General features: G+C 47.5%; 13 protein-coding genes. All 13 read left to right on the top strand.

Annotation, left to right across the window (positions count from 1 at the left end):
• Positions 1-20: 20 nt before the first annotated feature.
• Positions 21-797 carry an amino acid ABC transporter permease gene (locus tag AB4114_RS02175; protein WP_441986897.1) on the top strand — a complete coding sequence of 259 codons (777 nt, stop codon included), beginning with the start codon at positions 21-23 and terminating at the stop codon, positions 795-797.
• Entirely contained in the window at positions 794-1,504 is a 711-nt protein-coding gene (locus AB4114_RS02170; RefSeq protein ID WP_441986896.1) for an amino acid ABC transporter permease, read from the top strand. Before AB4114_RS02175 ends, AB4114_RS02170 begins: the two co-directional genes overlap by 4 nt.
• Positions 1,501-2,253: an amino acid ABC transporter ATP-binding protein gene (locus tag AB4114_RS02165; RefSeq protein WP_441986895.1), complete on the top strand. Its 753-nt coding sequence runs from the start codon at positions 1,501-1,503 to the stop codon at positions 2,251-2,253. The genes AB4114_RS02170 and AB4114_RS02165 overlap by 4 nt, the downstream gene beginning before the upstream one ends.
• A 34-nt stretch (positions 2,254-2,287) precedes the next feature.
• Positions 2,288-3,298, top strand: coding sequence for an LLM class flavin-dependent oxidoreductase (locus tag AB4114_RS02160; protein ID WP_441986894.1), 1,011 nt, complete (start codon positions 2,288-2,290; stop codon positions 3,296-3,298).
• 20 nt (positions 3,299-3,318) lie between these two features.
• On the top strand, positions 3,319-4,506 hold the full coding sequence (locus tag AB4114_RS02155) for a M20 peptidase aminoacylase family protein (protein WP_441986893.1): 1,188 nt from the start codon (positions 3,319-3,321) through the stop codon (positions 4,504-4,506).
• A complete protein-coding gene (locus AB4114_RS02150) occupies positions 4,503-4,979 on the top strand; it encodes a DinB family protein (protein WP_441986892.1) in 477 nt (158 codons plus the stop codon). The genes AB4114_RS02155 and AB4114_RS02150 overlap by 4 nt, the downstream gene beginning before the upstream one ends.
• 13 nt (positions 4,980-4,992) lie before the next feature.
• The gene (locus AB4114_RS02145) at positions 4,993-5,523 is read left to right on the top strand and encodes a GNAT family N-acetyltransferase (RefSeq protein WP_441986891.1); all 531 of its coding nucleotides are present in this window, start codon (positions 4,993-4,995) and stop codon (positions 5,521-5,523) included.
• A 17-nt stretch (positions 5,524-5,540) separates the two neighbouring features.
• Positions 5,541-6,869, top strand: coding sequence for an LLM class flavin-dependent oxidoreductase (locus AB4114_RS02140; protein WP_441986890.1), 1,329 nt, complete (start codon positions 5,541-5,543; stop codon positions 6,867-6,869).
• 863 nt (positions 6,870-7,732) lie between these two features.
• Positions 7,733-8,566 (top strand): electron transfer flavoprotein subunit beta/FixA family protein, encoded by an 834-nt coding sequence (locus AB4114_RS02135; RefSeq protein ID WP_441986889.1) that lies wholly within the window; start codon positions 7,733-7,735, stop codon positions 8,564-8,566.
• 24 nt (positions 8,567-8,590) lie between these two features.
• Positions 8,591-9,727: an electron transfer flavoprotein subunit alpha/FixB family protein gene (locus AB4114_RS02130; RefSeq protein WP_441986888.1), complete on the top strand. Its 1,137-nt coding sequence runs from the start codon at positions 8,591-8,593 to the stop codon at positions 9,725-9,727.
• On the top strand, positions 9,724-11,034 hold the full coding sequence (locus tag AB4114_RS02125; RefSeq protein ID WP_056614817.1) for an FAD-dependent oxidoreductase: 1,311 nt from the start codon (positions 9,724-9,726) through the stop codon (positions 11,032-11,034). Before AB4114_RS02130 ends, AB4114_RS02125 begins: the two co-directional genes overlap by 4 nt.
• Entirely contained in the window at positions 11,031-11,318 is a 288-nt protein-coding gene (locus tag AB4114_RS02120; protein ID WP_028554142.1) for a ferredoxin family protein, read from the top strand. The genes AB4114_RS02125 and AB4114_RS02120 overlap by 4 nt, the downstream gene beginning before the upstream one ends.
• A 153-nt stretch (positions 11,319-11,471) precedes the next feature.
• Complete coding sequence (locus tag AB4114_RS02115; protein ID WP_441986887.1) at positions 11,472-13,667, top strand: alpha-galactosidase; 2,196 nt, start codon at positions 11,472-11,474, stop codon at positions 13,665-13,667.
• Positions 13,668-13,711: the final 44 nt, after the last annotated feature.

The following is a 13,711-nucleotide window of genomic DNA, read 5'->3' as shown; positions in this document are numbered from 1 at the left end:
AGAAAGGTGAGATCACCATCATGGCAACCCAATTCGATATCACCTATGTATTTGATTTCCTGCCTAAATTGCTGAATTACATCCATATTAGCCTTTTCATCGTAGCTTGCTCGATGGTGCTCGGGGTCGTCTTTGGATTTCTCATTGCATTGCCCCGGCTTTATCAAATACCGATCGTGCAAAGACTATCTCAGATCTATGTTTCCTTTTTTCGCGGAACACCGATTCTGATCCAGTTATTTCTGATCTATTACGGCTTACCTGAACTGCTGAAGGCGATCCATGTGGATGTCTCCAAAGCCCCAGTCTTATCATTTGTTATTCTCACATTTGCTTTACACTCTGGCGCTTATATTTCTGAGGTCATCCGTGCAGCAGTCAAAGCTGTAGACAAAGGGCAAGTAGAAGCTGCCTATTCTGTAGGCATGACGGGCTACCAAGCATTTACCCGCATTATTATGCCGCAGGCACTTGCGATTTCGCTGCCCAACTTTACGAACCTGTTGATTGCCAACTTGAAAGATACCTCATTGGCCTTCTCGCTTGGTGCAATGGAATTGATGGGGAAAGCACAAACGCTCGGAGCGGCCACACAGCATTTTATGGAAACGTACATTTCGTTATCCATCATTTACTTCGTGATCTGCTTTGGACTAGAAAAGCTGTTTATCTATATCGAGAAACGTTTGCTCCAACACGAGCAACCGCTTGTGACGGAAGAACGTCAACCATTATCGCGCCGATGGTTCAAAGGTGTATGGTCCTCGCAGCCGGATAAAGGGGGCTTCCAAGCATGAGTATCGATCCTGGATTCATATGGACGGCTTTTGTTCAATTGCTTTCTGCACTGCCTACTACACTGCTTATTACCGTAGTTTCTGTCTTTTTTGGATTTCTAATAGGTGCTTCCGTAGCCTTAATCCGACTATACCGCGTGCCTTATATTCATTATATCGCAACAGCTTATGTGACATTTGTTCGAGGTACACCGATGCTTATGCATCTGCTGCTTATCTATTTCGGATTGCCGATGATCATTGACTCGATTGCGGTTGCTTTCGGTTGGAGTTTCCGTTCTGTGTCTATACCTATGATCGGCTTTGCCTTTCTCTCCTTCTCCATCACTGCTGGTGCTTACCTTTCGGAGGTAGTCAGATCGGGAATCGTGGCGATTAATCGAGGGCAGATGGAAGCTGCTTATTCAATCGGGATGACGACGACACAGGCATTACGACGAATTATTTTGCCACAAGCATTAGCCGTAAGTTTACCGAACTTATCCAATACGTTGATTGGCATGCTGCACGGTTCCACACTGGCTTTTACCGTATCTGTAGTGGAAATCAACGCCAAAGCACAAATTGTCGCAACGACGAATTGGAAATTTTTCGAAGCGTACATTGCAGCAGCCTTGCTGTTCTGGGGGATCACCTTCTTGATCGAACGAGCCACAGGCTTACTAGAGAAACGAATCAATCTGTATAACCGAGGTGGCGTGTCATGATTCAACTGACGAATATCACCAAATCGTTTGGTAAAAACGAAGTGCTGAAAGGGATCAACCTTACCTTGCAAAAAGGAGAAGTCGTCTGTATTCTTGGCCCCAGCGGTTCAGGTAAAACAACGCTGCTCCGTTGCTTGAACTATTTGGAAAAGCCGAGTCTTGGTGAAGTGAGAATCGGGGATTTCACCGTGAATTGCAAGCGTCCCAGCAAAGGTGAGATTCATACGCTCAGGCAAAAAACGGCCATGGTGTTCCAACATTACAATTTGTTCAAGCATAAAACGGTCCTCGAAAACGTCATGGAAGGCCTTGTCATTGTGCAAAAGCAATCGAAAGACATAGCGAGAGAGACCAGTGTAAAAGTGTTGGAGAAAGTGGGGTTGGGAAGCAAGTTAGACGCATATCCAAGTCAACTATCCGGCGGACAGCAACAACGTGTAGGTATTGCACGTGCGCTGGCACTGAATCCTGAAGTCATTTTATTCGATGAACCGACATCCGCACTCGATCCTGAACTTGTTGGTGAAGTGCTGGACGTGATCCAGAAGATTGCGAAGGAAGGTATCACGATGATTATCGTCACCCATGAAATGGGCTTTGCCAGAGAAGTGGCCAATCATGTGGTCTTTATGGATGAAGGTGTCATTGTGGAGGAAGGCAAACCGAGGGATATTTTCGGCAATGCCAAAGAAGAGCGTACGAAACAATTCCTGAAGCGCATTACGCCTGAATGGAGCTACAACATATAGCATCAACTCAGTTATGGAAACGGAGTGTAGGAACATGGGGATTAAATTGAGCATTTTAGATCAAAGTGTCGTATTTCCAGGCGAAACAGCCTATGACGCTTTTCAGCATACGATTGAGCTTGTACAGAAGGCGGAGTCGCTCTCGTATAACCGATTCTGGGTATCCGAGCATCACGATTCCGAACAAGTAGCGGGCTCTTCGCCCGAGGTTTTAATTTCATATTTATTGGCCAAAACAGAGCGCATTCGCATTGGCTCAGGCGGCATCATGCTGCAGCACTACAGCCCCTATAAGGTGGCTGAGAACTTTAATGTATTAGCTTCTCTAGCTCCAGGCAGAGTAGATCTCGGCATCGGCCGTGCTCCAGGCGGATTACCTCGTTCAACGAAAGCATTGCAACAGGGAATTACAGAAGCAGCTACCTTGTCGGATAAGTTGGAGGATCTGCAGCAATTCGTAAAAAATCAACTGCATGATGAGCATCCCTTGAAGGGATTGAAAGTCTCGCCAATTCCTACAGTGCCTGTGGATATTTATATCCTCGGCGCAAGTGCCGCGAGCGCACAGTCCGCTGCTGAGGCCGGTTTACCCTATGTTTTTGCCCAATTCATCAATGGGGATCATGCAATTGCTGAAGCAGCTTTTGAAGCTTATCATCAACATTTTAACACCGAAAAAGGCACACAACCCAAGCTTCTCTTGGCACTCTCGCTTATCGTAGCTGATACGGAAGAAGAAGCTGCCGAGCTTGCAGGCGAATACAAGAATGTCAAAATTCATTTGGAAAATGGCAAGACGTTAACCGTCGGCACGCTTGAGCAAGCGGAGGAATATGGTCGCCAAACGCAGGCCAAGTTTACCGTTGAAGAGAAGCAGGCGGAAATTACGAAGGGTACCAAAGAGATCGTACGTCAGAAACTGCTCGAGATTCAACAAAAATATAACATCGATGAATTTATTGTAACGACATCCGTGAAAGATTTTAGCAAACGTCTGCGTTCCTTTGAACTGTTGAGTGAAGCTTTCGCGGAATTGTTGGTGTAGGTTCGAAGGAGGCATGTGATATGTGTGCAACAACTTTCCAACAGACGTCATCAACATTGGCACCAAAGCTGGTGGGGATCCGACGTCATTTACATCAGTATCCTGAACTATCGCATGAGGAAATACAAACAACGGCTGCGATTCGTGGCTGGCTCTCGGAAGCTGGGATTCGTATTGCGGATTTCAAGCTGAAAACGGGGCTTATTGCAGAGGTCGGCGGCTTGCAGGAAGGGCCGATTATTGCTATACGGGCTGATATCGATGCCCTTCCGATTCAAGAAGATACTGGGCTTCCGTATGCGTCGCAAGTAGCAGGTAAGATGCATGCTTGTGGTCATGATTTTCATACGGCTGCTGTGCTAGGCGCTGCGATATTGCTCAAACAACACGAGAGTGAGCTAAAGGGAACAGTTCGATTCATCTTTCAAGCAGCGGAGGAGAAGGCGCAAGGCGCGGAGCAGGTGATAAGCAGCGGCGCACTAGAAGGGGTTCGCGCGATTTATGGCATGCACAACAAGCCTGATCTTCCTGTCGGGACGATAGGGATCAAAGATGGGCCTCTGATGGCAGCGGCTGACGGATTCGTGATCGAAGTGGAAGGACGCGGCACCCATGCGGCTGTCCCGGAAGCGGGAATCGATCCGATTGTAACGGGAGCACATATCATCACGGCACTTCAATCTATCGTTAGCCGCAATGTTAGTGCATTGCAAAGTGCAGTCATTAGTGTGACACGCATTCATAGTGGAACTGCGTGGAATGTGATTCCTGATAAAGCCACTCTGGATGGTACGCTGCGCACATTTGATGAGAATGTCCGCGCACTAGTGATCGAGCGATTGGAGCAGGTTGTGCATGGTGTAGCCTCTGCTTATGGGACGCAAGCTGCTGTTCGATGGATCAAAGGACCACCATCTGTGTTCAATGATAAACAATTAACTCAGTTGGCGAAAGAAGCTGCAGATCAAGCTGGTCTGGATATTATTACTCCTGTACCGTCACCAGCAGGCGAGGATTTTGCTTTTTATCAGAAGGAAATTCCTGGAGTCTTCGTATTTATGGGCACATCAGGTCCACAAGAGTGGCATCATCCTGGTTTTGATATTGATGAAAGAGCTTTGCCAATTAGTGCGCGATATTTTGCTATTTTAGCTCAGAAAGCCTTAGAAGACCTATCATCCGACAACCCAGTGGAGGTATCCATATGAGCACAACGACTCCCGATTTATCAGCTTATTTGCATACGCATCAACAACTTCAGGAAGCTATCCAGGGACTGAGCGAAGGGCAATTAGTTTGGAAGCCAGCGCTGGATAAATGGAGTGTAACGGAGGTTCTCTCTCATTTGGCTGACCATAATATTGTCGTTTCCTTCCGAATCCGCGCTATTATTTCGGGTGCATCGGCCATATTGCCGGCTTTTGATCAAGATCCATGGGTCAGCAGCGCCAAAGCCAATGAAGGCTTAGCTTCCGATATTTTAGTTTTATTTCAGTCTTTACTCGTATATAACCATGAGCTTTTTGGACGATTAACACCCGATGATTGGGAGAAAACAGGCGTTAATTTCAAAGGACAAACACTCACACTCAAAGATGTGGTCGACTCCTTTATCGCACATGTGCAGGTTCATTTGGCACAAATTGCACGAATCAAGAATGCGCTGGAAGCGCGCGTTTAGGGAGGGATTCAGTATGACGGATGCAAAAGACATTCACATTCGGGAAGCCAATGATGGTGACCGCGAAGCGATCCGCAGAGTTCTGGAAGATGCCTATGGTCAATATCGGGATGTACTACCTCCTGAAGGATGGGATCAATATAAGGAAAATATTATCGCCTCCGTGGATAGTAGCAAGCCAATCGCGCGTATTATTGCACTAATCGATGATGAAGTTGTGGGTAGCTCACAGTTGTTTCAATCCTCCGAAGCCGCATACGGAGCGCCTGAGCTTGAGATTGAGTCACCTATCCTTCGTTTGCTAGCGGTTTCGCCAAGTGCCAGAGGCAAGGGAATCGCTACCGCACTAATAAAAGAAAATGTGAGACGCGCTGCCGAGTTAGGTGCTGCTACACTTCATTTGCACACTTCGGATATGATGGAATCGGCTGTGAAGCTTTATGAACGTTTAGGCTTCGAACGTGCTTACGATAAGGATATCCAAAAAGGTGAAATACTCGTGAAAAGCTATCGGCTGCACATACAGACTGCAGCGATATTGTGAAAGGACGGAGAGAAACGATGACAAAACAAAAGCAAATCAAACTAGGTGCCATCATTCATGGGGTAGGTGGTCATGTGTCAGGCTGGAGACATCCTGAGGCGATTACGGATGCCAGTGTGAATTTTGGCTTTTATAAACAGCAAGCACAGAAAGCCGAATCCGGTAAATTCGATCTTGTATTTATTGCTGATGGCTTATATATTACCGAAAAATCGATTCCACATTTTCTTAATCGGTTCGAACCAATTACCATTCTTTCCGCGTTAGCATCGGTCACCTCGCACATTGGCCTGGTGGGGACGTTATCAACGTCATATAGTGAGCCTTTCACCGTGGCCCGTCAGTTTGCATCCATTGATTTAATCAGTGACGGACGTTCCGGTTGGAACGTAGTTACCTCTCCACTGGAAGGTTCAGCCAAAAACTATAGCAAAGCGGAGCACCCCTCACATCCCGAGCGCTATCGGATCGCTAATGAATATTTGGAAGTGACACGCGGGCTATGGGATTCGTGGGAAGATGATGCTTTTGTGCGTGATAAGGAGAGCGGTGTGTTTTTTGACCCAAGCAAGCTTCATACCTTGAACCACAAAGGTGAATATTTCTCCGTCCAGGGGCCTTTGAATATTGCTCGTTCAAGACAAGGGCAACCGGTCATTTTCCAAGCAGGCGCTTCAGAGGATGGCCGAGCGTTTGCTGCGAAAGTGGCGGATGCGATTTTTGCAGGACATGAGTCGATTGACGAAGCGAAAGCTTACTATGCTGATATCAAAAAAAGAGCAGCCTCGGAAGGCCGCAATCCGGATGAAGTCGTTATTCTACCGGGCATTGCCCCGATAATCGGACTCACAGAAGAAGAAGCCGAGCGCAAATATCAAGAAGTCGCGAACCTCGTCACAATTGACAAAGCGCTCGATTATCTAGGGAGATTCTTCGAGCATCACGATTTCTCTCAGTATCCGTTGGATGAGCCATTCCCTGACCTAGGTGATTTTGGCAGCAATAGCTTCCGTAGCGGAACCGATAAAATTAAGCAAACAGCCAAAGAGAAAAACCTAACACTGCGCCAAGTCGCTTTAAATGTAGCTACGCCTCGTAACGAATTCACAGGCACGCCTGAATACGTTGCAGATCGTGTGCAAGCGTGGTTCGAAGAAAATGCCGCTGATGGTTTTATCATCGCCGCTGCCTTGCCAAAAGGATTGGACGACTTCGTTGATTACGTAGTACCCATTCTACAAGAGCGCGGATTGTATAGAACAGAGTATGAAGCAGATACGCTTCGCGGGAATCTAGGTATACCAGTTCCAGCGAATCGATATACCAAGGTGAATGTGGAGGCGTAAGTACTCCCCCTTGTCTACACTATGCACATTGATCGATTCATCACAGTATATTAACGTTGTTTCACTAGGTATCTGTAAGACTGTCCATATGGCTGAAAAGCCAGTGGGCAGTTTTTTAGTACAATTAACGTATCCAAAACATAGCAGCTAACTTAACCATACATCCMATTCAATCCCTTCCCAAACGATACGCGTGAAACAATCCGGTCAATCTACTCAAACAACGAAATTCACTCAATCCACAACTAATTCACCCAATTCACTCGATTCACGCATTCTACTCTTTTCACTAAATTCACCCAATCCACGCTACCCCGTGTACTACTCCAAGCACACCACACCCTCAACATAATCTGCTCATTCTAACTCAACTCACGCAACTTTGCAGACTCACCCACTGTGCTCCCCCTAATCTATCGAGAAAAACAATTTCTGTGGTATCTACAATAAAAAATAGATTCAAAATTCTCATTAAGGGAAATCACACTATGAGTTTTTTCGAACGGGAGGGAGAACAGGGTTTTCAATAAAAGATTGATTCTAGTTGCTCTTAAGTCAGTTAAGTCAGTAATTAAATTACTTCAATGACTCTTGTAGATATCGCAGAAAATGACTTTCAGTGAAATAGCTCGTCGAATGAGAGCAAGTAACTGAATTTTTTCAACGGTTTAGTCAAGTTCCTTATCTTCGCGCATATACTGTTTTAGATTCTTATCCATATGCTTGTTCGAAAGGTCACAGAATGAGCTGAAAGCGATTACGCATCGACATTTACGTGACAAAATTCACAATGATGACAGGCCCACTCAGAACAGTTGTTTAACATGCAAGCCAGTTCCCCGCAGAAATAGGAGGGTGCAGAGATGCTGCATATTGTCGTCTGTATTAAACAAGTACCGGATTCTAGAGAAATTCGCATTGATCCCAAGAATAATACGCTCATTCGTCAAGGTGTTCCCAGTATTGTGAATTTCTACGATATGCATGGTTTGGAAGAAGCGTTGCGCATAAAAGATGAGCAAGGTGCGCGCATTACAGTTGTTACTATGGGACCGCCGCCCGCAGAAAAAGGACTTAAGGAATGTATTTCTTTAGGCGCCGATGACGCCGTGTTGGTGACGGATCGTGGTTTTGCTGGAGCGGATACGCTAGCGACCTCGTACGTTGTTGCTCGAACAATTCGCAAAATTGCGGAAACGTGGGGGCCGGTGGATATCGTATTTTGTGGAAAACAAACGCTAGATGGTGATACTGGACAAGTTGGCCCAGGCGTAGCCTGCCGATTGGATTTGGAACAACTTACCTATGTCAATAAAGTGGTTAAGGTCGATGAAGAAAAACGCAAAGTACGTGTTCATCGTTTGCTGGAGGATGGCATTGAAGTGGTAGAGACAAGCATGCCAGTACTGATCACCGCACTGAAAGAGCTGAATAAAGTGCGACGAGCATCATTGCCGGGCATGATTCGAGCGGCTAGATATAAGCCTACTGTATGGACTACGGCAGATTTTCCAGATTTGGAGCGGGCAAAGATTGGACTCAAAGGCTCGCCAACGATTGTTGCCAAAACGTGGGTACCCGAGATCAAAGCGGTGAAAACGGAAATGATCGCTTTCGATAGTCCAGAAACTGGCGCAGCTCAGCTGGCCGACAAGATATTGACGAAGGACATGCAAAGCCTATTAGATTGGGCTTAATAGTTAGGAACGGAGGATGACACGATGGCAAGAGAAACAGAACAGATTGATCCGTCGATGCCGGACTGGTCGGCATATCGTGGGGTTTTGATCGTTGTTGAGCAGCGCGAGGGCATCGCGAAAAAGGTGTCCTGGCAGCTGCTAGGAGAAGGCAAAAAGCTGGCAGCAAAGCTGGAAGCGCCGCTCATGGCGCTCGTCATTGGCGAGAATGTCGCACATCTCGCTGATGGAGCCGTGGCCTACGGCGCGGATCGGGTTTACCTTTGCGAAGCCGCGGAGCTTCGCAACTACAGGACCCGGCCATATAGCCGGGTCTGTCTGAAGCTGATTGAGGAAGCGAAGCCAGAGATCGTGCTGTTCGGCGCGACGGCGACAGGTCGCGACTTAGCAGGTGCGATTGCAACGCACCTGCCGACGGGGCTGACGGCCGACACAACGCAGCTCGACGTGGAGCCGCCGCCGTCGCGGCTGTTGCTGGCCAGCCGGCCGGCTTTCTCCGAGAAGATGATGGCCACCATCCTCTGTAAGCAGTACCGGCCGCAGATGGCGACAGCGCGCGCCGGTGTATTCCAAGCGCTGCCGAAAGACGCGGAGCGCCAAGGAGAGATCATCCGTATCGAAGCTACGATGCGGGAGGAAGAGATTGACGCGCAGGTGCTCGACTTCCTGCGCGAAACAGGGAAACTCAATCTCGAGGACTGCGAGATTATCGTTGCTGGGGGCCGTGGACTTGGTGGGCCCGATGCTTTCAAGCTTCTCGCCGAGCTAGCGGACGCGCTAGGCGGTGTCGTTGGCGCGTCGCGCGCTGCCGTTGATGCGGGCTGGATTAGCCACGAGCATCAGGTAGGGCAGACGGGCGCGACGGTGCGACCGAAGCTCTATTTCGCCATCGGCATCTCTGGCGCCGTGCAGCATACGGTCGGGATGAGTCATGCCGATGTCGTCGTCGCGATCAACAAAGATGAGAAAGCGCCTATTTTCCAATTTGCCCATTACGGTCTTGTTGGGGATTTATTCAAAATTGTTCCTGCGATTACAGAGGAATTCAGGAAACGACGTACGCTTTTCGGTATTCATCCTCAGGTGGTTGATGCCTCCATATCCACTACACAGACGCAGTCAGAGGCGACCTTCGCCCGAGAAAGGAGTGAAGCGAAATGAATGAAAAATTCGACGCGATCGTCGTTGGCGGTGGTCCCGCTGGGGCGGCTGCAGCACTAACGATGGCCAGAGCGGGGTTATCGGTTGTACTGCTTGAAAGAGGCGAGTTTCCAGGCGCCAAGAATATTTTTGGCGGTGTCCTCTATCGTAAGCAAATCGAGGAGCTTGTTCCTGAGTTTTGGACAGAGAAGAATTTTCCGATGGAGCGCTATATTGTTGAACAGCGGATCTGGATGATGGGCAAAGAGTCTATGGTCACGTTTGGCCATCGCAATGAGGCTTACAAAGAACCTTACAATTGCTTCACGGGTCTGCGGGTCAAATTCGATCAATGGTTCGCTGAAAAAGCTGTAGCAGCAGGCGCCATTCCGATTTATGAAACGGTGGCATTGGATGTTATTCGTGAAGGAAATAAGGTTGTAGGCGTACGAACCGACCGTGATGACGGCGATTTATATGCAGATGTTGTCGTCATTGCTGATGGCGTTAACTCCTTGCTCGGTAAGGCCATGGGGATCCATAAGGAATGGATGCCGGATGAGGTGTCATTAGCGGTCAAAGAGGTTATTGCGCTGCCAAGAGAGAAGATTGAGGACCGCTTTGGTCTTGAGGGGGACGAAGGTGTCACCATCGAATTTATGGGCGAAACGTCACTCGGTATGGCGGGTATGGGCTTTCTATACACGAATAAAGAAACGATCTCGTTAGGGGTCGGTGTGATGGTCAACCATTTGCGGGATAAAAAGGTGAAGCCATACGCTGTACTTGACGCGGTTAAACAGCATCCGATGATTCGGAAGTTGATTCAAGGCGGGGAGACCAAGGAATATTCCGGTCATCTTATTCCAGAAGGGGGCTTTCATTCAATCCCAACCCTATCTGGTGATGGCTGGTGTGTCTGTGGTGATGCCGCGCAGTTGATTAACTTTGTCCACCGGGAGGGGACGAATCTCGCTATGACCTCGGGCCGTTTGGCAGGGGAGGCTATTATCGAAGCGAAAGCTCGCGGGGATTTTACAGCCCCAACGATGCATCTTTACGATAATAAAATCAAAGAATCTTTTGTGCACAAAGATCTACAGAAGTACAAAGGAATGCACCAATTTTTGAAAGAGCAGGATCCTGAGTTATTGTTCGATCGACTGCCACGTGCTGTAAACGAAGCCGCTTACAATATGTTCCTCGTGGATGGGATAACGAAAGCCGAAAAGCAAAGAATGGCCATGAAGCTCATCAAAAATGCCGCAGGCGGTACGGTAAACTTGATGAAGCTGGGCTATAAGGGATGGAGGGCGATGAACGGATGAGCCAAAGTGATATTTCAGATAAACTGTTCACCATTCGTTACAAATGCGATGATAAATCCCACCTTGTCATTAAAGATAAACAAACCTGCTTGAATTGTGTAACAAAGGATTGTAATTATTTTTGTCCTTCCGATGTGTATGAGTGGGAAAAAAAGCTAAAGATCACGACTGTCGCATTTGAGAATTGTATTGAATGTGGTACGTGTCGCATTGCGTGTCCTTCTTATAACATCGATTGGGTGTATCCTAAGGGTGGCCATGGAATGACGTATAAGTACGGCTAATTGAGACATGTTGATGAAAATAGAGCTGAGACCGATTGGAGGTCTTGGTTCTATTTTTTTGCGAAAAAACGACATTCCTCCATATGTAGGTGTAGTTTCTCCATAGTTTTGTTTCTTTCAGGACACGATAATAGAGAATAGGAGGGATTTATAATGTCGATTTCTTTTGAACCTGTACAAGGTATATTCCATTTGCAAAATAATCAGATGAGCTATGTGATTCAACTTATTAATGGTTCCTATCCAGCCCACGTGTACTGGGGCCGCTCTATACGATCTGGTCAACTCGGCACGGTGATTCAATATAAGGAACGAGCTTCTTTTAGCCCGAATCCGGTTAAGGGTAATAAAACGATCTCTTTTGATACACTCCCGCAGGAATACCCTGCTTATGGGACAAGCGATTTCCGTGAGCCTGCGTATCAAGTTGCGCAACCTAATGGCTCGACGATTACTGAGCTTGTCTATGACAAGCATCGTATCGTGCAAGGGAAACCGGTACTGGATGGCTTACCATCTACGTATGTAGAAGCGGATCATGAAGCTGAAACGCTAGAAATAGAGCTTGTTGACAAAGTTGCTGGCTTGCGAGCAATTCTGTCCTATACGATTTTCGCCAATCATGCTGCTATCACGCGTTCTGTTCGTTTCATTAATGAAGGAACTGCTGATCTTAAGCTTTTGCGAGCATTAAGTATGAGCGTAGACTTTTCCCATGCTGATTGGGATCTGTTGCAGCTTTCAGGGAGTTGGGCGCGTGAACGTCATATTGAAAGAAGAGCCTTGGCTCCAGGCAAATTAACCGTTGAAAGCCGTCGTGGATCTAGCAGTCACTCACATAATCCGTTTGTCGCATTACTTGCCAAAGATGCCAATGAAGACTACGGTGATGTGTATGGTTTTAACCTAGTATACAGCGGGAATTTCGCAGCGCATGCGGAAGTCGATCCTTTTGCAACAGCACGTGTATCCATTGGGATTAATCCGTTTGATTTCAGCTGGCTGCTGGAGCCAGGACAACAGTTCCAAACGCCTGAGGCTGTTATGGTATACTCCGGTCAGGGGATTGGTGAAATGTCCAGATCCTACCACCGCCTTTACCGTTCGCGACTGTGCCGTGGTGAGTTCCGTGATCGTGTACGACCTGTCCTCGTTAACAACTGGGAAGCGACGTATTTCGATTTTAATGCTGATAAAATTGAGAGTATTGCTCGTGCCGGAAAAGAGCTTGGTATAGAGCTTTTCGTATTGGATGATGGTTGGTTTGGAAAACGAAATGATGACACGACTTCACTTGGGGACTGGGTTGTCGATAAGGCGAAGCTTCCAAATGGACTTGAAGATTTGGTAGAGCGAGTGAACAAGCTTGGATTGGAATTCGGTTTATGGTTTGAGCCTGAAATGGTATCGCCAGAGAGTGATTTGTATCGCAAACATCCAGATTGGTGCCTGCATGTACCAGATCGTCGCCGCACGGAAGGACGTGGGCAGCTGATTCTTGATTTTTCACGCGAAGAGGTTTGTGAAGGCGTGATGTCTATGCTGCGAAAAATCCTAAGCAGTGCTCCGATCACGTATGTCAAATGGGATATGAATCGGAATATGACCGAAATTGGCTCCGCGGCCTTGCCGCCTGAACGCCAAAGAGAGACAGCGCATCGCTATATGCTTGGCTTGTATCGCGTGATGGAAGCCATTACTACCGAATACCCGCATATCTTGTTTGAAAGCTGCTCCGGCGGCGGTGGGCGTTTCGATCCAGGTATTCTGTATTACATGCCGCAAACGTGGACGAGCGATAATACGGATGCCGTATGCCGTTTGAAAATCCAATATGGCACGAGTATCGTGTACCCTGTTAGTTCCATGGGATCGCATGTCTCTGCTGTTCCTAATCATCAAGTACATCGCATGTCGTCCTTGGAAACCCGCGGCCATGTAGCCATGTCAGGTAACTTCGGCTATGAGCTTGATCTAACGAAGTTCACGGAAGAAGAGAAGGAGCTCGTCAAACGTCAGGTTGCCGACTACAAACAACTTCGACCGCTTGTTCAATTTGGCGATATGTATCGCCTGTTGAGCCCGTTCGAGGGGAACGACACCGCGTGGATGATTGTCTCCGAGGACAAGACACAAGCCATGGTTGTGTTCATCCGCGTGCTTGCTGAACCATATGCGCCGTTGAAGACGTTACGCTTAAAAGGACTCAACCCTGACTTCGATTATCAAATCGAAGGCTCAGAAGGGCTCTTCCCCGGCGACCATTTGCTATACGCCGGTATTCCTGTCGTCGGATTGCATACCGACTTCCAAAGCAAAATCTGGCTGCTGAATGCTAAGCAGCAGTAATTTATAAGACAGTGAGTAACCCCCATTTCCCTTTTTGGGAAAAT

It is taken from the genome of Paenibacillus sp. 2RAB27 (genome assembly GCF_052115445.1).
Lineage (GTDB): Bacteria > Bacillota > Bacilli > Paenibacillales > NBRC-103111 > Paenibacillus_E.
This window is presented reverse-complemented; position numbering and strand designations above follow the sequence as displayed.

Coding starts and splice junctions, on each gene's coding strand:
- AB4114_RS02145 (WP_441986891.1), top strand. CDS start 4,993: ATGACGGATGCAAAAGACATTCACATTCGGGAAGCCAATGATGGTGAC.
- AB4114_RS02155 (WP_441986893.1), top strand. CDS start 3,319: ATGTGTGCAACAACTTTCCAACAGACGTCATCAACATTGGCACCAAAG.
- AB4114_RS02125 (WP_056614817.1), top strand. CDS start 9,724: ATGAATGAAAAATTCGACGCGATCGTCGTTGGCGGTGGTCCCGCTGGG.
- AB4114_RS02160 (WP_441986894.1), top strand. CDS start 2,288: ATGGGGATTAAATTGAGCATTTTAGATCAAAGTGTCGTATTTCCAGGC.
- AB4114_RS02175 (WP_441986897.1), top strand. CDS start 21: ATGGCAACCCAATTCGATATCACCTATGTATTTGATTTCCTGCCTAAA.
- AB4114_RS02150 (WP_441986892.1), top strand. CDS start 4,503: ATGAGCACAACGACTCCCGATTTATCAGCTTATTTGCATACGCATCAA.
- AB4114_RS02120 (WP_028554142.1), top strand. CDS start 11,031: ATGAGCCAAAGTGATATTTCAGATAAACTGTTCACCATTCGTTACAAA.
- AB4114_RS02170 (WP_441986896.1), top strand. CDS start 794: ATGAGTATCGATCCTGGATTCATATGGACGGCTTTTGTTCAATTGCTT.
- AB4114_RS02165 (WP_441986895.1), top strand. CDS start 1,501: ATGATTCAACTGACGAATATCACCAAATCGTTTGGTAAAAACGAAGTG.
- AB4114_RS02135 (WP_441986889.1), top strand. CDS start 7,733: ATGCTGCATATTGTCGTCTGTATTAAACAAGTACCGGATTCTAGAGAA.
- AB4114_RS02140 (WP_441986890.1), top strand. CDS start 5,541: ATGACAAAACAAAAGCAAATCAAACTAGGTGCCATCATTCATGGGGTA.
- AB4114_RS02115 (WP_441986887.1), top strand. CDS start 11,472: ATGTCGATTTCTTTTGAACCTGTACAAGGTATATTCCATTTGCAAAAT.
- AB4114_RS02130 (WP_441986888.1), top strand. CDS start 8,591: ATGGCAAGAGAAACAGAACAGATTGATCCGTCGATGCCGGACTGGTCG.